The organism is Nonomuraea guangzhouensis, assembly GCF_019396345.1.
In the GTDB taxonomy this organism is placed as follows: domain Bacteria; phylum Actinomycetota; class Actinomycetes; order Streptosporangiales; family Streptosporangiaceae; genus Nonomuraea; species Nonomuraea guangzhouensis.
The window spans coordinates 443,627-466,138 of the sequence record NZ_JAHKRM010000005.1; the positions used below are offsets into that span (position 1 = coordinate 443,627).

Annotated in this window: 19 protein-coding genes and 1 pseudogene; 9 read left to right on the forward strand and 11 right to left on the reverse strand. The window is 68.1% G+C overall.

The window, feature by feature from the left end:
- Position 1: 1 nt before the first annotated feature.
- Genes KME78_RS12765 through KME78_RS12775 form a run of 3 tightly spaced genes read right to left on the reverse strand, consistent with a single transcriptional unit; the run spans position 2 to position 4,188 of the window.
- A complete protein-coding gene (locus tag KME78_RS12765) occupies positions 2-1,198 on the reverse strand; it encodes a hypothetical protein (RefSeq protein WP_219529034.1) in 1,197 nt (398 codons plus the stop codon).
- Positions 1,195-2,883 carry a CHAT domain-containing protein gene (locus tag KME78_RS12770; RefSeq protein ID WP_219529035.1) on the reverse strand — a complete coding sequence of 563 codons (1,689 nt, stop codon included), beginning with the start codon at positions 2,881-2,883 and terminating at the stop codon, positions 1,195-1,197. Before KME78_RS12770 ends, KME78_RS12765 begins: the two co-directional genes overlap by 4 nt.
- Positions 2,884-2,901: 18 nt before the next feature.
- On the reverse strand, positions 2,902-4,188 hold the full coding sequence (locus tag KME78_RS12775; RefSeq protein ID WP_219529036.1) for a CHAT domain-containing protein: 1,287 nt from the start codon (positions 4,186-4,188) through the stop codon (positions 2,902-2,904).
- A 126-nt stretch (positions 4,189-4,314) separates the two neighbouring features.
- Here KME78_RS12775 and KME78_RS12780 point away from each other — a divergent pair, with 126 nt between their 5' ends.
- Complete coding sequence (locus KME78_RS12780; RefSeq protein WP_219529037.1) at positions 4,315-5,379, forward strand: ComEC/Rec2 family competence protein; 1,065 nt, start codon at positions 4,315-4,317, stop codon at positions 5,377-5,379.
- A 489-nt stretch (positions 5,380-5,868) separates the two neighbouring features.
- Positions 5,869-6,096 (forward strand): Tn3 family transposase, encoded by a 228-nt coding sequence (locus tag KME78_RS12785; RefSeq protein ID WP_219529038.1) that lies wholly within the window; start codon positions 5,869-5,871, stop codon positions 6,094-6,096.
- A 197-nt stretch (positions 6,097-6,293) separates the two neighbouring features.
- Here the strand turns inward: KME78_RS12785 and KME78_RS12790 are convergent, their stop codons facing one another.
- The 5 genes from KME78_RS12790 to KME78_RS12810 all read right to left on the reverse strand — a co-directional run bounded on the left by KME78_RS12790 (position 6,294) and on the right by KME78_RS12810 (position 10,625).
- Positions 6,294-6,758, reverse strand: a complete 465-nt coding sequence (locus tag KME78_RS12790; protein ID WP_219529039.1) for a DUF4405 domain-containing protein — start codon at positions 6,756-6,758, stop codon at positions 6,294-6,296.
- A gap of 151 nt (positions 6,759-6,909) precedes the next feature.
- Positions 6,910-7,848, reverse strand: coding sequence for an NAD(P)H-binding protein (locus tag KME78_RS12795; protein ID WP_219529040.1), 939 nt, complete (start codon positions 7,846-7,848; stop codon positions 6,910-6,912).
- 305 nt (positions 7,849-8,153) lie between these two features.
- Positions 8,154-8,540 (reverse strand): nuclear transport factor 2 family protein, encoded by a 387-nt coding sequence (locus tag KME78_RS12800; protein WP_219529041.1) that lies wholly within the window; start codon positions 8,538-8,540, stop codon positions 8,154-8,156.
- Between the two features lie 65 nt (positions 8,541-8,605).
- On the reverse strand, positions 8,606-9,322 hold the full coding sequence (locus KME78_RS12805; RefSeq protein WP_219529042.1) for a TetR/AcrR family transcriptional regulator: 717 nt from the start codon (positions 9,320-9,322) through the stop codon (positions 8,606-8,608).
- An 82-nt stretch (positions 9,323-9,404) separates the two neighbouring features.
- Positions 9,405-10,625 (reverse strand): FAD-dependent monooxygenase, encoded by a 1,221-nt coding sequence (locus tag KME78_RS12810; RefSeq protein WP_219529043.1) that lies wholly within the window; start codon positions 10,623-10,625, stop codon positions 9,405-9,407.
- A 183-nt stretch (positions 10,626-10,808) separates the two neighbouring features.
- Between KME78_RS12810 and KME78_RS12815 the strand changes: the two genes are divergently transcribed.
- Entirely contained in the window at positions 10,809-11,282 is a 474-nt protein-coding gene (locus KME78_RS12815; protein ID WP_219529044.1) for a MarR family winged helix-turn-helix transcriptional regulator, read from the forward strand.
- Positions 11,283-11,383: 101 nt separating this feature from the next.
- Positions 11,384-11,824, forward strand: coding sequence for a DUF6069 family protein (locus tag KME78_RS12820; protein ID WP_219529045.1), 441 nt, complete (start codon positions 11,384-11,386; stop codon positions 11,822-11,824).
- 40 nt (positions 11,825-11,864) lie between these two features.
- Here KME78_RS12820 and KME78_RS64210 read toward each other — a convergent pair whose 3' ends face one another.
- From KME78_RS64210 to KME78_RS12830, 3 genes and pseudogenes are all read right to left on the reverse strand, one after another.
- On the reverse strand, positions 11,865-12,029 hold the full coding sequence (locus KME78_RS64210) for a substrate-binding domain-containing protein (RefSeq protein ID WP_308126919.1): 165 nt from the start codon (positions 12,027-12,029) through the stop codon (positions 11,865-11,867).
- A gap of 73 nt (positions 12,030-12,102) precedes the next feature.
- A pseudogene (locus tag KME78_RS67925) lies at positions 12,103-12,306 on the reverse strand (hypothetical protein); the annotation flags it as partial.
- 568 nt (positions 12,307-12,874) lie between these two features.
- On the reverse strand, positions 12,875-14,110 hold the full coding sequence (locus KME78_RS12830) for a serine hydrolase domain-containing protein (protein ID WP_219529047.1): 1,236 nt from the start codon (positions 14,108-14,110) through the stop codon (positions 12,875-12,877).
- Between the two features lie 1,086 nt (positions 14,111-15,196).
- Here KME78_RS12830 and KME78_RS12835 point away from each other — a divergent pair.
- The 5 genes from KME78_RS12835 (at position 15,197) to KME78_RS12855 (ending at position 22,416) form a co-directional block, all read left to right on the forward strand.
- Positions 15,197-16,414, forward strand: coding sequence for a bifunctional glycosyltransferase family 2/GtrA family protein (locus KME78_RS12835; RefSeq protein ID WP_308126920.1), 1,218 nt, complete (start codon positions 15,197-15,199; stop codon positions 16,412-16,414).
- A gap of 128 nt (positions 16,415-16,542) precedes the next feature.
- Positions 16,543-18,507 (forward strand): ArnT family glycosyltransferase, encoded by a 1,965-nt coding sequence (locus KME78_RS12840; RefSeq protein ID WP_246650939.1) that lies wholly within the window; start codon positions 16,543-16,545, stop codon positions 18,505-18,507.
- A 9-nt stretch (positions 18,508-18,516) separates the two neighbouring features.
- A complete protein-coding gene (locus tag KME78_RS12845) occupies positions 18,517-20,496 on the forward strand; it encodes an ArnT family glycosyltransferase (protein ID WP_219529050.1) in 1,980 nt (659 codons plus the stop codon).
- Between the two features lie 104 nt (positions 20,497-20,600).
- Entirely contained in the window at positions 20,601-21,296 is a 696-nt protein-coding gene (locus KME78_RS12850) for a response regulator transcription factor (protein ID WP_219529051.1), read from the forward strand.
- The gene (locus tag KME78_RS12855) at positions 21,289-22,416 is read left to right on the forward strand and encodes a sensor histidine kinase (RefSeq protein ID WP_219529052.1); all 1,128 of its coding nucleotides are present in this window, start codon (positions 21,289-21,291) and stop codon (positions 22,414-22,416) included. The genes KME78_RS12850 and KME78_RS12855 overlap by 8 nt, the downstream gene beginning before the upstream one ends.
- Positions 22,417-22,512: the final 96 nt, after the last annotated feature.

The window sequence follows — 22,512 nt, forward strand, 5'->3', positions numbered from 1 at the left end:
ATCACTCCATCGGCGTGATTCCGGTCGCCCGGAGCCTGCGCAACGGCCATCGGCGAAGGCGATAGAGGTCGGTCGCGGCCTCATCCGGCTCGCGGTACTGCCGCACCAGCAGCTCCCCGGCATTGCATGCCTCCTCGAACGTCGCCGAGCCGATCTCCGTCGTCTCCAGATATCGCCATTCGTCGCTGCGACGCCAGGTCTCCCAGGCGAGCAGCGCGTGACCGGGCACCACGACGATGGCCGGGCTCAGCGACATCGCCTCGAGCAGGCTCGCCATCAGCACTGTGGCGTCGACGCAGTTGGCCTGCCGATCGGTGAGGCTCTCACGGGGCAACCGGACGCGCTGGCGCGTGCCACCGTCGTCGGGGCTGCAGGTGATCACCGAGTTCACATAGTTGATGCCGGCCTGCTTCAGCGCGGTAAACATAGCTCTAACCTGGGGTTCCACCTGCTCCATGCCGCTCTGGTAGCCCTCGAGGCGCCGACTCGGGTGCACGGCGGCGACGTCGCGGAGGAAACTCATCACCTCGCCCGCGTTGGGAGTGACGAAGGCGCCCAGGTAGCGGCTGAGGTCGATCTCCAGCTGGGTGGAAGGATCGATGACCGCGAGCGGCGCGGTGGTCCTGGCCAACAGCCGCAGCACCCGCGTCGTGTGGAACTCCGCTCTGCCGTCCAGGTCCTCGACAAGCACGTTGAGCGTGGCAGCCGTCATCTCGGTGATGGTCCGTACGCGGTCGGAGAACAGGGTGGGGAACTGGCCGATCGTGACCTCCTCGGCGCAGTCGAGCTCCACGGTGTCCACCGCCCGGGCCGAGTACCCCTCGATGTAGGAGGTGACGCGGACACGCCGGATGGCGTCGCCTTCGGCGTTCACCACCCGGACCGAGACGAAAGGCTGCCGGGCCGGGTCGAACAGGTGGCAGATGGCCGTCGGCACGTGAGTCATGCGGAGCTGCACGTCGACGTCCAGGCCGGTGCTGGCCGGACCCCGGAGTTCATCGTCCAACCGCAACGCGGCGCGGGCGCGTTGCGCGGCCAGGCCGCCCAGCTCCTCCTCCCGCCTGGCCAGCTCGCCGAGCAACGTCGCCGACCGGCCCGCGACGGGCCCGGTGTAGATCTGCCGGCGCAGGGCGTTGACCTCGGACCGGTACAGGTATTCCCGCTCGCGCAGTTCCTCCAAGGAGCCGGTGCCGGTCATGAAGCTCCCTGATCGGGAACGCCGACCCGCACCGCCGGGTCTCCGTACACCGTGTAGGCGAGCCAGGTCGGATCGCCGTCCTCCTTGCGCACCTGTTCCCGGGCGTCTGACACGGCCCGGCCCAGCGGTTTCTTCTTCTTGGCGAACGACTCGTAGAATGCCTCGGCGAACGTCCGTGCCGAACCGGACTGCAGCGGCCACAGAGTGCCGAGGAAGACTCCGGCACCGGCCGCCATGAATTGGCTGGCCCAGCCCATGGGACGGCTCAGCCGCCGTACCTCCGCGGCGGTGCGGCAGGCGTTGAGGAAGACGATGGGCGTCGCATTGATGAGGGAACTCTTCGCGACCGCCGTCGCCAGGTCGCTCGGCCGGAACGGGCCTTCGTCCAGCCGGAGTACGGAGCCGCTCTGCTCGTTGAACTCATGGTGACAGGAGAAATGCAGCACGCTGGGCGGCGCGACCAGCATCGCGCTCAGCTGGCCGAGCGTGGTGATGTGCCCGCGATGGTGCACGCCTGTCCCCAATAGCTCCTGAACGCCGCGGATCTCGTCGGAGGCGTTGCGAGGTGCTCGCTTGGAGGTCACGTAGGCGGCGCTGCGGATGGACAGGTGCCCTGCGGGTTCCTGCCCGTCAACGGCCCGGACCACCGGGAACTGATCGACGAGGAAACCGCGGTCGTGGTGGCCGTCCATGGGATGGAGCAGTTCCCAGGGCAGTGTGTCGGCGGCGTTCAGCACGGCGAAGGACGAGATGCCGTCCGCGAGCTCCCAGAACCGGGCCCGGATCTCCTCCGGGACGGCCCGTCGCCACAGGTCTACGCCCAGATTCCTGAGGCGATCTCGTCTGGCGGCCGTCGTGCTGTAGGGCGAGTTGTTCGCGAATTTGGACAACTCGGCGACCAGTTCCTTGACCACCTCCTCGATCCCGCCGCCCAGGCGCCGGACCACACTGTCGTCGTCGAGTCCCGGCCCCAGTAGGTGAAAGCTATATTTGCCGCCGGACACCTGCGACACCTCCAGCGTGACCTGGCCCGGGTCGCCGGGCGTGGATGGCAATTCTCCCTGGAGGTTCGTGAGGTGGTTGGGAACGGCGTCCTCGTGCACGATGGTCCGCGCTGACACCCCGCCCAGGAACCTGCCGCTCTCGAAGGCCCGCACGTGTATGTCGTGCGCACCGGTACGCATGCCGCGCAGGCCGAACTCCACTGGTGCCGAATCCTCGTCCTGCGGCACGCGAAGGCGGATGCGCTGGTGTTCCAGGAAGACCAGGCCAGGTGCCTCCACGGTGACGGTGATCGCGGTACCTTGCCTCCCCACGTCGAACGGTGTCAGCGGGGCAGAGACCTGATGGTCGCCCTTGGACCTCGCGACCCAGGCCACCACGCTGAACTCCCTGCCCACGGTGATCTGCTCAGGCATGGACACGAACAGGTGGCGAGGAACGTCGCGGTAGCGGCGTTTGCGCTGCTCCCGCATCCAGTCCGCCAGCACGGGGTTACCCGCGAGCACCGTCAGCGCGGCGATCTCGGCCCGTCCCGGTGGCAGGGCCAGCGCCGCGATCAGCTCCGAACGGATACGTCGGGCCGCAGCGGGGTCGGGCACCAGCAGGTTCAGCAAGGCCAGAGCCGCTTCGACCAGCCGGCGCACCTCCTGTTCCGCACTTCGCCGTGCTTGCTCGCCGGGCATGTGCTCGACCTCCGCTCGTCAGGCTCCGATGTAGGCGAGTCCCGCCCAGGCGTCGATGGTGGAGTACGTACGCTCCTCCTCCGGGCGTATCAAAAGGTCGCTCAGCACGGTGATGGCGGCTTCACGAGACAACCAGTCTGCCTCCGCTTCCAGCGCCTGCCTGTACATGCGCACGATCTCCACATTGGGGGTGTCGCGCAGCCATAACTGAGCATCCCGCAAGGCGGCAGGCGGATCTGCTCCCTCCGTGCGCCAGCGCCGATAGAACTCGATCATGAGGATGAGCGTGGGCAGGTCGTCGATCAGCCACAGCGACGCGACCACGCCACCCACGCCCGCCTGCAGCAGGCCGGTCGGCAACGCCACGACCTCGTCCGGCAGCTCCGTGCCAGGGAGCGAGGTCTCGCAGGCCGACAGGACGACCAGGCGCAGCGCCAGGTCGAGCGGGAAGATGTCGCGCAGCGTGAGCGCCTGTCCCGCGATCAGGTCGAGGCCGCTGTCGAGCGGGGACTCTGGCCGCGCGAAGCCGTGACAGGCGAAGTGCACCACGTCGGCCTCGCGCATGGCGTCGCCCACCTCACGCGGAGCGGTTCCCGCCCGTCCTCCCATGACCTTGGCGTTTTCGCCGAAGTGCCCCGCCACGATCTCCGCCTCGATCGGAGCCGAGTCGAAGGCCCGTTCGCGCGCCTCCGGCGGGCCAAGCACTGCGAGCAGGCGTTCGGCCGGCCGGGCGGCCAGCTCGCGTGCTCTGCTCAGCGAGCGGGCGTTGGGGGCGTAGGTGATGACGAGATCGTCGAGCACATAACGGCGAGGAGAAACGGCATCGCCGGTCGGCGTCCACGCCGCGTGCAACGGCAGCAGGCCCAGCAACCCGCCGGCGACCAGGACCGCGCTCGACGCGGGGCGGACCTCTGCCACCACAGGTCCCATGACGTCGCTCCAGAGCCAGGCTGTGACGGCGTCGATGGCGGCCCGCCACGCCGGGAGCGCGGCGTCCTTGTCCTTCGCCGCGCGGAAGGCGTTGTACGCCTCGAAGTACGCCGTCACCTGGTCGTACAACACCGGTGACGTGAGGCCGTCCAGAGGGACGTGCGCGACGTCCTCCCCGCGCACAACCAGTGCCAGGCCGCCGAACTCGGTGGCGGCCAGATAGACCAAGGGCTGGGCCTCAGCCGCGTCCGCGACGTCGTCGAAGGTCGGAGCTTCGAGAAAGTCTTCATAACCCGGTATCGACTGGATCTCGCGGATCACCTCCTCGAGCTCCTCACGAGCGACCCGGATTTCGTCAAGCCCGTCGTTTTCCAAGAGCCGCTCCCGCGTCGGGCGCATACTGGCACAAGACCTGGACAGGCAATGCTAGTCAATCGATCGGCGGACGGCGACGATCCGGAGAGGCGCAATAGACATGAGATCTGATCGCGGACGTACGGTGTGATCTACGTCGAGGCGCTGCCCGCGTACGACGGCGACTGCCTCTGGGTGGAATGGACGCACCGGGGCGCCTTCCGCAGGATGGTCATCGACGGCGGCCGTGGCACGGTCCTGCTCGACAGGCTGCGCAGCCTGCCGATCGACGACCGGCACGTGGACCTGATCGTGTGCACCCATATCGACGTGGATCACATCGAAGGCCTCATCACTCTCTTCGCACGGCTGCCGGCCGGGTTCTCGGTCGGCGAGGTCTGGTTCAATGGTCACCGACATCTCACCCGAGACGTGACCGGTCCCCGCCAGGGCGAACGCCTGGAGATGCTGCTGGACAAGGCCGGTGTGCCATGGAACGCCGCCTTCGGCGGATCCGCCGTGGTGGTGCCCGATCGTGCTGAGCCGCCCATCGTGCGGCTCGCCGGACTCACGCTGACGCTTCTCGCTCCTGACTGGGACGCGCTGGCCCGCTTGGACGCGTTCTGGCCCGAGGCGATGGCCGACCTGATCGAGCCGTTGCAGGGCCGCCGCCGTCTCGTGGACGACGACGCCACGAGATCTCTCACAGAACTCGCTGGTGAGGCCTACACGCCGGACAAATCACCCGCAAACGGCTCCAGCATCGCGTTCATCGCCGAGCACGAGCACGGCGGGCGCGTGCTGTTTACCGGCGACTCCCCGGCCGAGGCGCTGTTACGCGGCCTGCGCCGGTTGGCGGGGCAACGACGAGTTCCCGTAGACCTGTGCAAGGTGCCTCATCACGGCAGCGCGCGCAACCTGAGTGCCGAACTGGTCTCTACGCTGGACTGCTCGCACTGGCTCTTCTCGACCAGCGGTGCCCGCCACGGACATCCCGATCGCCGAGCGGTGGCGCGGATCGTCGCGCAAGCACCTCGATCGTTGCTCGTCTTCAACTATCACAGCCTGACCACCGCCGCGTACGCGGACGACGTGGAAGCGGACCGCCACGGTTTTCGGGCGTTGTTTCCCCCGAGCGGCCTGCAAGGCATCACTGTGCGCGTCACTGTCGGCCAGGTGGACATGGCCGGATCCCGGAGACCGATGCTATAGGTCGCCGCTGATGTTCCTTGCGCTTCGCGCGGTCAGCCGACGCCGAGGATCGTGTGGGCCGCGCGTGATCGGCTCGGGAGCCGGAGGTCGGGCAGCCAGGCCGAGGGGCTCCGCCATGCTGAGAGGGCGTTTGATTTGAGTAGATTGCGGCTTATGTTCTAGTAGGGGGCAGACCAAGTACGGGAGAAAGGGGCAGTGAGTCACTGAGCCGCTGGTCAGACGATGTGATCGTCAATCGGACGTGACCCTCTGCGTGGGTTTGGTTGCGGTTTGATGAACAAGGTCGTTCGGCGGGGTTGATCGCCGCTACGGTTTCGGCGTCTGGACGCCCGGGACCGAGGCGAGGAACGGGCCTGGAATGACGTGGATCGAGCGCACCGCCTATCCGCAGTTCAAGCGGTTGACGTCGGCCAGGGTGCTACACGTGTTCTTCACGCCGTCGCCCGAGGAGGTGACCTGGGCCGAGCAGCGCACTGGCAGCCGGGAGTCGTGCGGCCAGCGTGGACGACCGAGTACTACTCGCTCGCCGTGCGGCAGCTGCGGGCGGCCGGCCGGGACATTCCCGACGAGTTGCTGGCCCACATCTCGCCGGCGCACAGCGAGAACGTCAACTTCTTCGGCGTGATCACCGTGGACGTGGAGGCGGAGCTGGCCAAGCTGGACGGTGGCGGCTGGCGGCCGCTGCGCCCGGCAGCGGTGGACGCGAGTCTGATGTGACCGCTCAGGGGCTGATGTAGGTCAGCAGGGCCAGGAGCTGGAGCACGCCGTAGGCGAAGGCCATGTTCTCGGGGTGGACCTGCAACGGAACCGCAGTCGCTGGTGTTGAGGGCGATCAGGCCGGCCGGCGGCGTCCTGGTGGCCGGGCGCTCATCTGATGCGCTGAGCGAAGCGCTTACGACCGCGTTATCTGAGGTCTATCTGATGGCGGCCCGGCGGCGGCTCAACCCGGCGGCGACGCGGTGGCGATTGAGAATCAAGTGGATGATAACCAGAGGGAGGAAGGCCATCCCAGAGATGGTGTGGACCTGCTCGACGACGCCGTCCGCACCGGCCAGCCATACCGGGAAGCCGGACACCATGACGATGCTGAAGGTGAGGGCCAGCAGGGGATTGAAGATCACGAGCTTGCGCTCGGGGTGCGCCGTGCGGCGTGCCGCCGCGGATCTGACCCAGCGGCGCTGCGTGTACACGTGCCAGGCGATGACACCGAACGCGCCGATCCCGAGGATCGAGTGCCAGGTCGCCCCCCAGTCATGCGAGATGAAGGCGATGAACGCGGTGAGCAGCAGTCCGGAGACGAGGAGGATCGTATTGCGCCGGCGCCTTCCGGTTACCGCCCTGGAAGGAGGCGTCTCGGTGGCCTTGTCAGGAGATGGCATGGTTGGGTCTCTCTCTCGTGGGCGGGGTGGGCACCGTGTCATCAGGCCACGGTCAACCAGGGCGGTATCGGAGTACGCAGAGAGGGTGATCGTCGCCCCGGGTTCGGCGTCTGGGCGCCAGGATGGAGGCGAGGGATAGCCTGGCCGACCTTTACGTCAGCAGGAGTTGCGCGTGTTCCTGCAGCCACTCGCGCAAGGTGATCGGTTTACGCCCGAGGGTGCGTTCGACGAAATCGTTGCGGGCCCAGACGACTTCGTTCTCCTTCTCGTATTCGAAGAACTCCCAGACGCCCGGGGCGGCCGGGCCGAACTGCCGGGAGTATGCGTTGAGAAAGCCTTCCTTGCTGCCGTCGTGAGTGATCTTCTCGCCGAAGACTTCGGTCATGAGCTCGGCGGCTTCGCTCTGGCGCATGAGGTCATGGCCGTTGTTCAGCGTGTGGAACTGACCGATGTGCCGATGATTGTCGGAAAGGAACAGACGTCCCGCGACTTCGGCTACGTCCCGCGGGTCGATGAAGGGGACGAGGCGGTCGTGCCAGATGAGCTTGCGCTCGCGGCGCAGGCCTTCGGTCATCCGGAAGTAGTTGTCCATGAACGTGGCGCCGATGTTGAGATAGGTCACCGGCAGGTCGCTCTCGTCGAGAAGCTGTTTCACGATGGGATGTTGAGTGGGGAGCAGGAAACCCGCGTCGCGGATGGACTGGGGTATGCGCCGCTGGTTGGCCTCCGGCTGCAGGCCGACGAGGCGCAGGACATGGATCGCGGTGTCCGCTTTCTTGAGGGCGTCCACCAGGTTCGTCATGGCGGGCCGTTCGTCGGTTCCGTTGGTGGTGATGACGAAGACTCCCTCCATCCCTTGTACGGCGGACTCGAGCGAGGGGAGGTCGAAGTAGTCGGCGTGGACCGCTTCGGCGTGTGGGAATTCGCGGCGAAGGTCGTCGAGGCGTTCCGGCTTGCTGCTGGCCAGGCGCAGTTGGATTTGCGGTGTTTCGCGGTGGAGGAATTCTGCTAGCGGCCTGCCGATGTGGCCGGTCGCGCCGAAGATGAGAATGCTGCGCGGAATGGGTTTGCTGTTGATGGTGCCGGACATTGAACGTCCTCTCGAGGGATTGTGCGGGTGGCGCTCGAGGCGCAGTGATGCGGTGCCGCCAGGGGTTTACCGGAAGGCGCACGAGTGGCGTCGGCGCGGAACAGGAACTCTCTGGTTCGTTCACCTTGATGTGTGAGGTGCTTGATGTGTGAGGTGCTGGGATCGGTGCCGGCGAAGGTGGCCGGCGCTGTTTGACGCGCCTGGTCGATCGTGACTGGCACGGACGCTGCGGCGGCTGCTTCGGATCCGACGTGGCAAACAGGTGCGGCAGGAGCCTCGGCGTCGAGGTGGGCCGTCAGGACCGGTCAGGTCATGCTTTGCGGGGTCACAATGCGGTTGGTCAGGTTCGTCATCAGCCCGTCGGCGTTGACGGTCGCGTATTCGATGCCGCTCATGGCCAGCAGGCGGCCGTCGGCCGATCGTGTGATGTTGACCCAGTGGCACTTGATCCTGCCGTCGTCGAGCACCGTGGTGTCCCACAGGTGCTTGCTGTCGGCCATGGTCGCGGCCATGGCCTGGTAGAGCTGCGTGATCGCGGGCAGGCCGGTCACCGGCTCCATCTCTTCGGTGAGCTGCACGGTGGCGTCCGGCGCGAAGATCGACTGATACTCCTGCACGGCTGCGGGGTCGTGTGCCGTGCGGTCAAAGAGTGTGATGTAGCGGTCGATCACCGTCTCGGTCGTCTGGGTCATGACGTTTCCTCCGTCGTCTCGTGCTCGCACCGGACAAAGTTCCGGTTACTGAACTTGCTGGTTTCTTACGTGGTTTCCTGGTTTGGGGTGATCAGGGCGAGTACGGCCTTGCGCCGCTCGCCCAGCAGCCGCAGGCCTTCCCCGGCGGCTGCGCGGACCTCGTCCGGCCCGGCTTGGTCGGGGCCGAGCAGGGCGGTCACCGCTGCGGCCAAGACCTGGTTAGGGGCGTCGACGGTGACGCTGCGCAGAGCCTGCGGGCGGGTGGCGGCAGCGAGGAAGCCGGTCATGAGCGCCTGCAGCGCGTAGGCCTGTTCGTCGAGCGGCCAGTCGGTGCGGACGAGTCGGTAGCGGCGCCACACCGGCAGCACCGTGTACATCAGCGCGGCGGATCCCACCAGGTCGAGCAGTTCCATGCTGCGGGGATGCTGGGCCAGGACGCCCAGCAGGTCGGTGTCGCCGATCTGCAAGGCCCGCATGAACGGGTTGGCCAGGGCGCGCTGGAGGAGTTGCGGGCAGAGCCGGTGCGGGCGGCACAGGTCCGCATCGGCGGCCGTCGCGTCGATCTCGCCGTCCAGGACAGCCAGGAATTCCCGGGCGACCAGCCCGAACAGCAAGTCTTCCTTGGTCGGCCAGTACAGGTAGGCCGTGCCCTTGCCGACGTGCGCCCGTTCGGCGATCTCGGCGACGGTCAAACCCTTGACCCCGCGTTTGAGCACCAGTTCCCTGGCCGCGGCGAGAATCCGGGCGGCCGTGGCGGAGTCGTGTTCAGCCAGTGCTGTCATGGTCGTTTTCCTTGTCCGTGCCGAGTGCTGTGCCGAGGGGCTTGCCTGTGCCGCGCCGGTCCGCGGGCGCGGGGCCGAGCGATCATGCCAGGGCGATGTCGGTGTCCTTGAGCCTTCCTGCTTTGTCCCTGGTTCGCAGTTGCCGCAGTAGCGAGGAGACCACCGGCATCCGCATCCCCACCGTCATGACCTTGCGGAGCGCGAGCTCGGAAGCGGTGGCCGGGACGAAGAACGAGCGTTGCTGGATCCCGTTGCGCTGGAAGAGCTCCATATTGGGGCGCAGCGCAAGTTCCCATGCCTCCAGGGCCTGCGTCACGTTCCCGGGGTGGCGTTGGAGCATGGTGCCGAGCAGGTCCGCCCCGGACACTCCCGTGGAGACGCCCATGCCCGCGTACAGGGTGACGCACCAGGCCGCGTCGCCGACGAGCACGACCCGGCCGCGGTGCCAGCAGTCCAGGTGCACCTGTTCGACCGAGTCGAACAGCAGGTCGTCGGCGGACTCCAGCGCCTCCAGCGCGTCGCCCAGCACGCGGCCGGCCGGCTCGGGGCCAAACGCGGCGCGTACGCGCTGGGCGGGCGGCTGGGTGAACTCGGCATCGACGTCGTCGGTGTGGTAGCTCAGCAGCACCGTCGGCGGGCTGCCGGCGAACGGGAAGATCCACATCGACCGGTTGGGTTCCATCAGGATGGCCCCGTCGTCCTGATGGAGGTCGCCGAGCGGGCCGGGATGCTGGTAGGCGACCGCCATGTAGTTCAGCCGGCGCAGATACTTCTCGTGCGGTCCGAACACCAGCGACCGCACGGTGGAGCGCAGTCCGTCCGCGCCGACCACCAGATCGAACCGCTCGGTGACCGTGGTGTCGTCCGCGGTGTTGGTCAGCGTGACCTCCACGCCGTCGGCGTCCTGCTCGATGCGGGTCGGCACGGTCGAGTAGCGGATGTCGACATCGTCGGGAAGCGCGGTGAAGGCGGCTTCCTCGACGTCGCCGCGCAGCATCATCCAGGGACTGCCCGGCAGGTCCTTGTACCCCAGACCGGCCCGCCGGTTCCCCGCGCGGTCGATTTCGTAGTTGGCGCCACCGGCTGCGCGGTCGTTCAGGTTGTCGAGGATGCCCAGGCGTTCGGCGGGAGGCCGGCCCCCGCCGAACAGGGCGATGAAGTATCCGCCGGTTCGCCGGGCCGGGGCTTTTTCGATGATGACCGGGGTCCATCCGATCTGCCGTAGCCGCAAGGCGGTCGCCATCCCGCTGATGCCGAGCCCGACCACCAGTGCGCGGCGATTGGTGCTGTTTCTGCTGTCCATGCCTTCACAGTAGACGAACTGACCGAATTCATCATCTGGTCAGTCAGTGAGCTTGCTCACAGCGACGATCGGTGCGATCACCGAAGAGTGATCGCCTATTGGGTGGGGCGCTCCTGGAACGCCCGAGGCACCTCGCGCATCTACCACTGCTTGCAGCTTCAAGCAGTGCGTATCGTGGGCCGGGTGACAGATGTCCAGTGGTTGACCCAGCGCGAGCAGCAGGTGTGGCGACGTTTCGCGGGAGTGCTCACCTGCCTGCCCGGGGAGCTTGACGGCCAATTGCAGCGCGACTGCGACCTGACCCACTTCGGCTATGGGGTCATGGTCGCACTGTCGGAAAAGCCGCAGCGGGCGATGCGCATGAGTGAGTTGGCGGCCCTCGTCAACGGTTCCCAGTCGCGGCTGTCGCACGTGGTTGCCAGGCTCGAGCGGCAGGGATGGGTTCGCAGGGAGCGCGCCGCGGACGACGGCCGCGGGTACGTCGCGGTGCTCACTGATGCGGGGTACGACAAACTCGTCGCGAGTGCCCCCGGCCACGTGGCGGCGGTGCGGTCCATGGTCTTCGACGTGCTCACCCCGGAGCAACTCGGCCAGCTTGAGGAGATCTGCTCCGCGATCCTCGAGAAGATCGGGGATGGCCGGGGCGACCTGGCGTGAGCATGCCCTTCGGCCGACATGGTCCTTGACGCTTCAAATAAAACGTGGCTACCTTTAGTGATGTTCTTGAAGGCTCAAATACATCGAGTGTAGGAGCTCCCATGTCGCACGCCGCCGAAACCGGCGCCGCCCCCTCTGCCAGCGCCGGTCGGATCGCCGCAGGCCTGGCCGCGGCCGTCCTCGCGGCCGTCGTCGCGAATGCCGTCATCGCGGTGCTGGCCCTGGCGGCCGGCGCCTCTGACGGCTTCCTCCCGCTCCAGGCATCCAGCTACATCGCCCTGACCGTGATCGGCGTGCTGGCCGGCGCCGCTGGCTGGGCCGCGGTACGGCGGTGGTCGCGCCGGCCCACCGCGGTGCTGCGCCTGCTGGTGCCGGCCGTCGTGGCCGTCTCGCTGCTACCCGACATCGCGATGTTCTTCACCGCCATGCAACCCAACACCACCGCACTCGGCGTGATCGCGCTGATGATGATGCACGTGGCCACCGCGGCCGTCGCGGTGCCGCTCTTCGCCTGGGCACTACCCCTGCCGACCCGCCGCTGATGCCGGAGCGTTCGCCACCGACCCAACCGGAGGACTGGCGTCAGGACGGCGGGGGTGGCAGTTCACCGGCGAGGAGCCGGTCGACCTGGTGGACGGCCATTTCGCCCAGCCGTCGCTTGTCCAGGTAGAGGGTAGTCAGTGGCGGGTCGAGCAGATCGGTGACGCTCAGCCCGTCGTAACCGACGAGTGCGCAGTCGTCCGGCACTCGGATGCCGATCGAGTCGGCGGGCGGCCTGGAGCGCGCCGATCGCGACGAGGTCGTTGATGGCGAACACGGCGGTGAGGTCCGGGTGCGCGGCGTGGAGCGCCTCGAACGCGGCGGCGCCGCCGTCCAGGGTCTGCTCGCCCACGATTCTCCAGTGGTCGTCGATCGGCAGGGCGTGTTCCTCTGCGACCTCGGCGAAGACACGGCGTCGGACGAACGGGTCGCAGATCGGCTCGCAGTCTCTTCTTGTGAGGGGAGTGCCTCGGCCTTCGCCCACTCGTCGGCGGTGGCCAGGGCCAAGATGCGCTCGCGACTGCGCAGCAAGTCGGCGAGGTATGCCTCAAGGTCAGGCAGGTAGGACACGTCGGCGCTGAAGACTTACAGCCCAGGCAGCGAAATCGCAGCGGGCAACTGGTTCCATCGGCCTGGACGTTGCTGGGCTCGGTACATAATCCGTAGGGGACCGCTGCTTCCCCAACGCCACGGCGCAGCCGCTCGGCGTCTTGGAAGGCCTTCGCCTGATGCCAGACGCGCGCCCCATGCCGGTCGAACTGCATGGCGCATTCTCGACGCGCCAGCGATGTCGGCTGTGGTGATTTCGCGCAGGTGTCTGCGGGCGGGCGCCCACCCCTGCAGGAAGGGCCGTATAGCTCCGAAGTAGACGCACAGGCTGGTGCGCGATTGAGGGTGGTGGCGAGCGCCCCCATTGCGTAGCACCAGGAGAGGCCAGGCAGCCCCTCAAAGCCTGATGACCGGCTGTGGTCGGCCGGTCATCAGGCCAGGCGTCAACTCACCCACAAGAACGTCAGGAGATCCGTTCCCTTCATGTCAACCGCCGGACTATCTCAGCCACCCCCGCCGCCGCCACCGGGCGTGCCTCCGGTGACAGCCTGTACTTCCCGCCCGCTCAGCTCCTGCAGCGTCTCGCCATCGGTGTTGCTGAGGATGACACCAACCCAGCCGGTGTACGGGTAGATGTTCCAGCTGGCGCCGACCCCAGGGTTGGCACCGGCGCGCCCGTGCACCCACTGACCGCTGACGATGCGGACCGCCATCTGGTAAGCCCCGAACGACTGCGGTCCGTGGGGGGACTTGGCCGCGGTGAGCACATCGGCGTAGGGCCGTTCCAGCACCGTGCCGTCGCTCAGCGCCTGCGCGAACCGGACCAGGTCCGGTGCGGTGGCGAAGCCTCCGTCCCCGGGGGCATCGATGAAGCAGCGGCCCGGGTTCCTGCCCAGCGTGGACTGGTTCGAGCTGCTCTTGTCCAGGTTGCGGACGGCGTCCACCACGCTGCCGTCAGCCAACGTCATGTAAGGGTGCGCGATATGCTCATCGGCGAGCCACTGCGGCCTGGTGTAGAACGCCGAGCCGGTCATGCCGCAGCGCTTGAAGATGTTCTCCTCCACGTAGTCCCAGTACGTCTTGCCGGTCACCGCCTGCACGATCAGCGCCGGGATGACGATCTCGGCGCCGGCGTGGTTGGTGGGAGTGCCGACGGGTGCCACCAGTTTCGAATGGCGGGCCCACTGCTCGTAGTACTCCTGCACCTCCTCCCGGCTCTGGAAGATGCGTTGCACGTCCTCATCCGGGCTCTCCATCCCGGAGATGTTGGCGAGCATGTGGTGGATGGTCACCTGCTCAGCGATCTCCTTGGGGAAGCGCGTCAGGTAGGTACCCACCGTGTCCGACAGCTTCAGCTTGCCCTGCTGAGCCAACTGCAAGATGGCCACCGCCTGGAACGGCTTGCCCGCCGAGCTGAGGCTGAACGCGACGCTCTCGCTGTTGGCGATCCCCTTCTTCTTGTCGGCCATGCCATAGCTGCGCGACAGCACCGTCCGGCCCTTGTGCGACAGCAGCACCACGCCGGAGAACTTGCCCTCAGCGGCCAGCTGCGCCACGTACGTGTCGTAGGCCCCGCCGGGCAGAGTGTCCGGCGGGATGTCGGAGTCCGCGTCACCGTCGCTGGCTCTCGCCGTGACCGCAGCGCAGCCGCCCAGCAGCGGCATGGTCGCGGCGGCACCCGCCGCCACGGCGGCACCCCGCAACAGCGAACGCCGGTCCCATACTCCGTCAATAGCCACGTCTTCTCCCTTTCGTGATCACCTTCACGGCGACTTTCTGTCCAGCGGACGGTCACAGCGCCTCATGCCTGCTCGACTCGCCCTGCCTGATGAGGGCGACGCCGGAGCTACCCCAGGCCACACCGCATGGACCCGGTACGGGCGCGCCGGATAGGCAGCCCAAGCCAGTCCCACCTAGCTGGCCGGCGCGTCCGGCCTCGGCCGGCCACCGGCACGGTCACCGTGCCGCAGTCCGCCTCCGGCCTGTCCGGAGGCGGCTTTCCGCCCACGGTGGACGGTTCGAGCGAGGGCCGGCTCAAGGCTCTCTCACACCGATCAACAACACTCGCGACACGCCCCGGGTCTCGCCTCGCGCTCCGTAACCCGTCCGCCTGTCAGCCCCGTCCACTGTCGACCGGCCGTGTCTCCGCCACGTCCGCGCCGTGTCATCGTTGTGTCACGGTTCGCGCGACAGTGGCCGCCGTCGGGAACGGTGACATGGGGCGGGTCGGGTTCGACACCGCCGAGCGGTACCTCGGGTATGACGGCGGCCCGACCACCGTGTACGAGCGCTCCACGGACGTGTCGATCGCGGGCCTCTACCACCTGGCCATGCGTGCCGGCCGGCTGGCCCCCAGGGCCGCCCTCGCCTTCTCGCGACCCGTCTGTTGCCGTCTGATGCCTCGGCGCGGTCCTGGGCGTCGAGGACGTCGTCGCCGGGGCATGCCTCGCATCTGCTTGCCCAACTCCCGCGCGGTAGCACGGTCACCGCGCCGGTATGCCCGATCTCTGGCGGCGCGCACCCTGGCATAGGCGATGTCCTGCTTACGGGTCATGTCGTGATAAGCCGTCCGCCTTGGACGTATCGCGGGCATATCGAAAACCACATACGCCACGGCAACAGTCTTCCGTCTTCAGTGGAGCCATGGACCACAGCGCATCACTGTCAGCGCGGGCGCGTCGTAGGCGCGGATTCGTGCTCGTCAGTCCGTCGATCTTCGGCGACTCGCCTTCCCAGTCGAAACATCGCAAATGAGGCAAAGCCACCGAGCCGACGACTTCTGCGGCCGCACTTTGAGTAGCAGACAGAGCGAGGAGGTCTTCGTCGTGGATCCCCTGGTGGAGATCGCCATTCCCGTCTACAACGAGAAACACGTGCTGGCGCACAGCGTGCGCCGGTTGCACACCTATCTGGAAGAGACTTTCCCCTACCGGTTTCAGATCACGATCGCCGACAACGCCAGCGTGGACGGGACCTGGCAGGCGGCGCTGGAGTTGGAGGCCGCGCTGCCACACGTGCGGGCGGTGCGGCTGGAGCAGAAGGGCCGGGGACGGGCGCTGCGGCATGTGTGGAGCCGCAGCGACGCCGACGTGGTCGCCTACATGGACGTGGACCTGTCCACCGACCTGGACGCGTTCCTGCCGCTGGTGGCGCCGCTGATCTCCGGGCACAGCGATCTGGCGATCGGGTCCCGGCTGACCCGCGGGTCGGCGGTGGTACGCGGCCCGAAACGGGAGCTGATCTCCCGTTGTTACAACGTTCTGCTGCGCACGACGCTGGCGGCTCGCTTCACCGACGCCCAATGTGGCTTCAAGGCCGCCCGGACCGTGATCGCGCGGGCGTTGCTGCCGTCGGTGCAGGACGAGAAGTGGTTCTTCGACACCGAGTTGTTGCTGCTGGCCGAGTGCAACGGGCTGCGCATCCACGAGGTGCCGGTGGACTGGGTCGACGACCCCGACAGCCGCGTGGATGTGCTGCGAACCGCGCTGGATGACCTGAAGGGCATGGCCCGAGTGGCGCGTCGCATGCTGACGGGCGCGTTCCGCGCCCCGGTGGAGGGCCGGCCGCGCCCGCAACTGCCGGCGGAGATGGCCCGGCAACTGCCGACCTTCGCGATCATCGGGGTGTTCAGCACGATCGCTCAGCTGGTGTTGTTCGTGCTGCTGCGCACAGTGATGGGGCCGCTGTGGGCGAACGCGGTCTCGCTGGTGATCACCACCATCGGCAACACCGCCGCCAACCGCCGCTTCACCTTCGGCGTGACCGGGCCAGAGCGGGCGTTCCGGCAGCAGCTTGAGGGCGGTGTGGCGTTCCTGCTCGGGCTGGCGCTGAGCACCGGCGGCCTGGCGCTGCTCCACGCACTGGTGCCAGAGGCGTCACGTGCCGTCGAGATCACCGCGTTGGTGACCGCCAACGGGGTCGCGACGTTAGTGCGATTCATGCTGATGCGCGTCTGGATCTTTCATCCACGGCGCCTGGGGCACCGGCCGGCTCCGGCTGAGCCGACGACCGTCTACACGGGCAGAAAAGACGAGGTTCGATGACCACCCCCGCACATCCTTCACCGGCGCTCCCCGATCCGTCAGGCCCACCCGCGTCCAACAGGAACCAAGGCAGTCACCGTGTCGATGGCCGCCTTCATGCCGGATGGGGGCGGCTGCGCCGGCTGGCCTTGGGCAGGCCTGAAGATCCGCGCTGGTCGCGTCCCGCGCTCTGGGGCGTGCTGCTGGCGGCCTTCGTGCTGTACGCGTGGAACCTGTCGTCGGCCGGCAACGCCAACTCCTACTACTCAGCGGCGGTCAAGAGCGGCACCGAGAGCTGGAAGGCGTTCTTCTTCGGCTCGCTGGACTCCGAATCGTTCATCACCGTGGACAAGCCCCCGGTGGCGCTGTGGCCAATGAGCCTGTTCGCCCGCGTCCTGGGGTTCGGGACGTGGAGCCTGATGTTGCCGCAGGTGCTGGCCGGGGTGGCCGCCGTCGCGGTGCTGCACGCAACGGTGCGGCGCGCGGCTGGGTTCCCGGCGGCGCTGATCGCTGCCGGGGTGCTGGCGCTGACGCCGATCACGGTCGCCATCAACCGCGAGAACGCCCCCGACCCGTTGCTGGTGTTATTCCTGGTGCTGGCCGCGTGGGCGTGCCAGCGCGCGATCGAGACGGGACGCCTGACCTGGCTGCTGGCCTCGGCGGTGTTCGTGGGGTGCGGGTTCAACACCAAGATGCTGCAGGCGTTCGTGGTCGTCCCGGCACTGGCGCTGGCCTACCTGGTGGCGGCCAGGCCGGACGTGCCGCGCCGGATCTGGCATCTGCTGGCGGCCGGTGTCGCGCTGGCGGCGTCCAGTTCCTGGTGGATGGCGGTGGTCGACCTGATCCCGTCCGGGAGCCGCCCGTTCATCGGCGGCAGCACCAACGGAACCGTGTGGGACCTGGTCATCGGCTACAACGGCCTGGGCCGGATCTTCGGTGAGGGGAAGGGTTCCGGCGGAGGCAGTTTCGGCGGAGGCAGCGGTGGTTTCGCTGGCGCCACGGGCGCGGGACGGATGTTCAACGACATCATCGGCGGCCAGATCTCGTGGCTGCTGCCGTTCGCGGTGCTCGTGCTGGTGGCGGGGCTGGTGCTGCTGTGGAAACGGCCGCGCACCGATCTGGCGCGGGCCGCGCTGGTGCTGTGGGGCAGCTGGCTGGCCGTGCACTATGTGGTGTTCAGCTTCGCCGGGGGCGTGTTCCACCCGTACTACACCACGGCGCTGGCCCCCGCGATCGCCGCGCTGGCCGGTTCGGGCGGGGTGCTGCTGTATGGCGCGTACCGGCGGTCGGTCCGCTGGTCGGGGGTGCTGCTAGTGGGCGTGGTGGCCACGGGCGCGTGGTCGTTCGTGCTGCTGAACCGCACGCCCGAGTGGAATCCGTGGCTGCCCTGGGTGGTCGTGGCGGCGACCGTGGTGGCGGTGTCGGCGCTAGTGGCCGCGCGGCTGACGGGGCGACGCGGCCGTGGGATCGCCGTCGCGTCGGTGGCGTTCACGCTGGTCGCGGCTCTGGCGGGCCCGGGAGCGTACGCATCGGCGGCCGCGTTCGGCGGTGCGAAGGACTCGTACGGCAACGCGCTGGCGGGTCCATCCACGGAGCAGGGCCCGAACATGCAAGGCCCGAACGGGCAGGGTCCGAACGGGCAGGGTCCGAACGGGCAGGGTCCGAACGGGCAGGGTCAGACCCAGACGGGGCGCAGCGGCATGCTCGTGGTCGGCGGGCCGGCCGCTGAGTTGACCCCCGAGCTGATCGGCTACCTGCGGAGGAACCAGGGCGATGCGCGCTGGCTGGTCGCGGTGTCCGCTGCCCAGCAGGCCGCGGGGATCATCTTGTCGACCGGCGAGCCGGTGATCGCGATGGGCGGCTTCACCGGGCAAGACCCGGCGATGACGGTGGCCAAGCTGCAGGAGTACATCAAGAACGGCGAGCTGCGCTACGTCCTGCTCGCCGCGTCGGGTAGTGGTCCGGCCGGTCCTCGTAAGGGTGCGATCTCGGCTGTCGTGGAGTGGGTACGGCAGAACGGCACTCTGATCGACGCCGGCGATTACGGGGGTTCGGGCGGGGATTCGCCGTCCTCCTCGAAGGGCGCCGAGCAGCAGCTGTACCGGTTGAGCTGAGGAGAATCCATGGCGGGATTGACGCGAACCTTGTCCGTTGCCCGGCAGCGTGCGAGATCCGCCGGGGGTGACCCGGCGTGGGCCCGGCCTGCGCTTCTGGTGCTGCTGGCAGGCACGGCCGTGCTGTACATGTGGGGGCTGGGCGCCTCGGAGTGGGCGAACTCCTTCTACTCGGCCGCGGTGCAGGCCGGGGCGAGTAGTTGGAAGGCGTTCTTCTTCGGCTCCTCCGACGCGGCGGGCGCCATCACCGTGGACAAGACGCCCGCCGCGTTGTGGCCGATGGCGATCTCCGCGCGGTTGTTCGGGGTGAACTCGTGGAGCATCCTGCTGCCGCAGGCGGTGATGGGCGTGGCGACCGTCGCGACCGTGTATGCGGCCGTGCGGCGCGCGCTGGCCGACACCGTGCCTGCGCGTGTCGAGGCGGGCGCGGGGCTGCTGGCTGGTGCGGTGCTGGCGCTGACGCCGGTGGCCACGCTGATGTTCCGGTTCAACAACCCGGACGCCTTGCTGGTGCTGATGCTCACGGTGGCCGCATACGCGCTGGTGCGCGCCCAGGCGGAAGCGAGCACCCGATGGCTGGTGGTGTGCGGGGCGTGCGTGGGGGCGGGGTTCCTGGCCAAGATGATGCAGGCGTTCCTGGTCCTGCCCGCCTTCGGACTGGTGTACCTGCTGGCCGCGCCGACGCCGCTGCGGCGCAGGATCTGGCAGCTGGCCCTGGCCGCGGCCGCGATGGTGGCCGCCGCCGGCTGGTGGGTGGCCATCGTCGCGCTGGTGCCGGCCGACGCTCGTCCCTACATCGGCGGTTCGCAGGGCAACAGCGTCCTGGAATTGGCCTTGGGCTATAACGGGCTGGGCCGGCTCAACGGCGACGAGGTGGGAGGGCTGGGCAACACCAGCGACGACGCCGGGTGGGGCCGCATGTTCGGCTACGCCAACGGCGGCCAGATCTCCTGGCTGCTGCCGGCCGCGCTTGTCCTGCTGGTCATCGGATCGTGGATGCTGCGCAGTGCGCCGAGTACCGACCGGGCGCGCGCCTCACTGGGACTGTGGGGCGGGTGGGTGCTGGTCACCGGCGCGATGTTCAGCCTGATGCAGGGCATCTTCCACCAGTACTACACCGTGGCGCTTGCCCCGGCGGTCGCCGCCCTGGTCGGGTTGGGAACCGGCCTGCTGTGGCCGCGGCGGCGCACGGTGGCGGGCGCGGCCACGCTGGCGGCGGTCGTGGCGATCACGGCGGCGTGGTCCTACGCGCTGCTGCAGCGCACCCCCGATTGGCATCCGTGGCTGGGCCCGGTCGTTGTCGTGGGTGGCCTGGTCACGGCCGGGGTGCTGCTGGGAGCCGCCTACCTGCCAGGACGTGTGGTCGCGGCGGCGGCCGCGGCGGCCGTGCTGGTGTCGTTGGCGGGGCCGGCCGCGTACGCACAGGACACGGTCGCCTCCCCGCGTAGCGGGGTGATCGTGACCGCCGGGCCCTCCGTCGCTTCAGGCGTCGGTCTGATGCGGACAGGACCGGGCCGGGGGAAACAGCAGGGTGGCACGGCGCGACACGGTCAGTCCCAGCAGCCCGCGGGCGGTGGCCGCGAGGGCGTCCCGCAAGGCCGCAGGGTCGTCCTCATGCACTCCTCGCCTCCCCCTAGCGCTGAACTGGTGGCGCTGCTGAATTCGAACGCGGGCTCCTACCGGTGGCCCGCCGCGACGTTGACGTCCCTCAACGCCGCGGTGTACCAGCTGGCCACGCGAACGCCGGTGATGGCGATGGGCGGCTTCAACGGCACCGACCCGGCTCCCACACTGGAGCAGTTCCAGCAGTACGTGGCCCAGAAGCAGATCCACTACTTCGTGGACGGCGGCGGGATGGGCTTCGCCGGCCACGACCGTCCCCACGGCGGCAGCGATGCCGCCCAGCGGATCGCCGAGTGGGTGAAGACCAACTTCACCGCCCGTACGGTCGGCACCGCCAAGCTCTACGACCTCACAACTCCCACCTGATGCCCTGGCGCCGCGAGCGACGCAAAATCGGGACGGGAGGTGGCAGAGCGGGCGGCCAAGGTGGGCATACGTTGGCGATATGCGGTGCTGCCTAGGTTTACGTCATGCGCGTACTGATCGTGGAGGACGAGCCCTACCTGGCCGAAGCAATCCGTGACGGTCTCCGGCTGGAGGCGATCGCCGCCGACATCGCCGGCGACGGCGACTCCGCCCTGGAACTGCTCAGCGTCAACTCCTACAACCTCGCGGTCCTCGACCGCGACATCCCCGGCCCCTCCGGTGACGAGATCGCCTGCCAAATCGTCGCCTCCGGCAGCGGCATCCCTATCCTCATGCTCACCGCTGCCGACCGGATCGACGACAAGGCTTCCGGGTTCGAGCTCGGCGCCGACGACTATCTCACCAAACCGTTCGAGCTTCGAGAGCTCGTCCTGCGGCTGAGGGCGCTGGACCGCAGGCGGGCGTACGCCCGCCCCCCGGTCATCGAGATCGCGGGTCTGCGGCTGGACGCCTTCCGCCGGGAGGTCTTCCGTGACGGGCGCTACGTGGCGCTCACCCGCAAGCAGTTCGCCGTACTCAACGTCCTCGTCGCCGCCGAGGGCGGTGTCGTCAGCGCTGAAGAGCTACTGGAGCGGGCCTGGGACGCCAACGCCGACCCCTTCACCAACGCCGTCCGCATCACCGTCTCCGCCCTGCGCAAACGACTCGGCGAACCATGGCTCATCGCCACGGTGCCCGGCGTGGGCTACCGAATCGACAGCGGCATGGACCCCGTCCACCCTGACCGCACTCATGAATAGACGCCCAGGGCTCAGCGCCCGCCTGAAACTCACCATCAGCTACGCCGGATTCCTCCTTCTCGCCGGCGCTCTCCTGCTGGCCGTGGTGTGGGTGTTCCTGCTGCGCTACGTACCCGACCGCATCAGCATCATGGCCCCCATATACGTGCCCGACCGCACTGACCTCCTGTACGTCTTCCTCCCCGCCGCGGCCGTGGCACTGGCCTTCCTCCTGGTGTTCGGCCTCATGGGAGGGTGGGTCCTCGCCGGCCGGATGCTCGCACCACTGACACGGATCGCGGACGCGGCACGGATGGCCGCCAACGGATCGCTCTCCCACCGGATCCGGCTACCGGGCAGCGACGACGAGTTCCGCGAACTGGCCGACGTGTTCGACGCCATGCTCGAGCAACTCGAATTCCACGTCAGCCGGCATCAACGGTTCGCCGCGAACGCCTCCCACGAACTACGCACCCCGCTGGCGATCTCGCGGACACTCCTCGATGTCGCCCGCAACGCCCCCCCACGGAACCAGGTCGAACTCATCGAACGCCTCAGCTCCGTCAACACGCGGGCGATCGACCTCACCGAGGCCCTCCTGCTGCTCAGCCGCAGCGACCGAGGTAGCTTCAACCGCGAGCCCGTCGACCTGTCTCTCATTGCCGAAGAAGCCGCGGAAACGCTGCTTCCCCTCGCGGAAAAGCGCCAGATCGCGCTCGAGGTCACCGGCGGGAAAGCATGGTCCGCAGGCTCCGCGGCGCTCCTGCTGCGGATGGTGACCAACCTCGTCCAGAACGCCATCGTCCACAACCTCCCCAGCAGAGGCATCGTCACGGTCCACACTGAATCGCGGCGCGACGCGAGCGTGCTGCGGGTCGAGAACACCGGCCATCGGATCCCACTAGAACTCGTACCGACCCTTACCGAACCCTTCCAACGCGGAACCCAACGCGCACGCATCGACGACCACGCGGGCGTCGGCCTCGGGCTGGCCATCGTGCACAGCATCGTCCAGGCACACGACGGGACACTCGACCTCACACCCCGACCCACCGGTGGGCTCCTCGTCACGATCCGGCTTCCCAGCACCGCGCAAGCATCGTCCGGCTGGGGACTGTACGGTTTTCGGTGTAACTCCTGATCAAGGAGAACGCACCTGATGAGTACTGTGATCCAGGCATCGACGGAGATCGACCTAGAGGACACCGCGGTGGCACGCAAGGAGCCCAAGGACGCA

Bases quoted from the DNA above. Each gene is read 5' to 3' on its own strand.
- KME78_RS12810 (WP_219529043.1), bottom strand. From the start codon at position 10,625: ATGGACAGCAGAAACAGCACCAATCGCCGCGCACTGGTGGTCGGGCTC.
- KME78_RS12845 (WP_219529050.1), top strand. From the start codon at position 18,517: ATGGCGGGATTGACGCGAACCTTGTCCGTTGCCCGGCAGCGTGCGAGA.
- KME78_RS12795 (WP_219529040.1), bottom strand. From the start codon at position 7,848: ATGTCCGGCACCATCAACAGCAAACCCATTCCGCGCAGCATTCTCATC.
- KME78_RS12790 (WP_219529039.1), bottom strand. From the start codon at position 6,758: ATGCCATCTCCTGACAAGGCCACCGAGACGCCTCCTTCCAGGGCGGTA.
- KME78_RS12850 (WP_219529051.1), top strand. From the start codon at position 20,601: ATGCGCGTACTGATCGTGGAGGACGAGCCCTACCTGGCCGAAGCAATC.
- KME78_RS12800 (WP_219529041.1), bottom strand. From the start codon at position 8,540: ATGACCCAGACGACCGAGACGGTGATCGACCGCTACATCACACTCTTT.
- KME78_RS12770 (WP_219529035.1), bottom strand. From the start codon at position 2,883: ATGCCCGGCGAGCAAGCACGGCGAAGTGCGGAACAGGAGGTGCGCCGG.
- KME78_RS12805 (WP_219529042.1), bottom strand. From the start codon at position 9,322: ATGACAGCACTGGCTGAACACGACTCCGCCACGGCCGCCCGGATTCTC.
- KME78_RS12855 (WP_219529052.1), top strand. From the start codon at position 21,289: ATGAATAGACGCCCAGGGCTCAGCGCCCGCCTGAAACTCACCATCAGC.
- KME78_RS12765 (WP_219529034.1), bottom strand. From the start codon at position 1,198: ATGACCGGCACCGGCTCCTTGGAGGAACTGCGCGAGCGGGAATACCTG.
- KME78_RS12820 (WP_219529045.1), top strand. From the start codon at position 11,384: ATGTCGCACGCCGCCGAAACCGGCGCCGCCCCCTCTGCCAGCGCCGGT.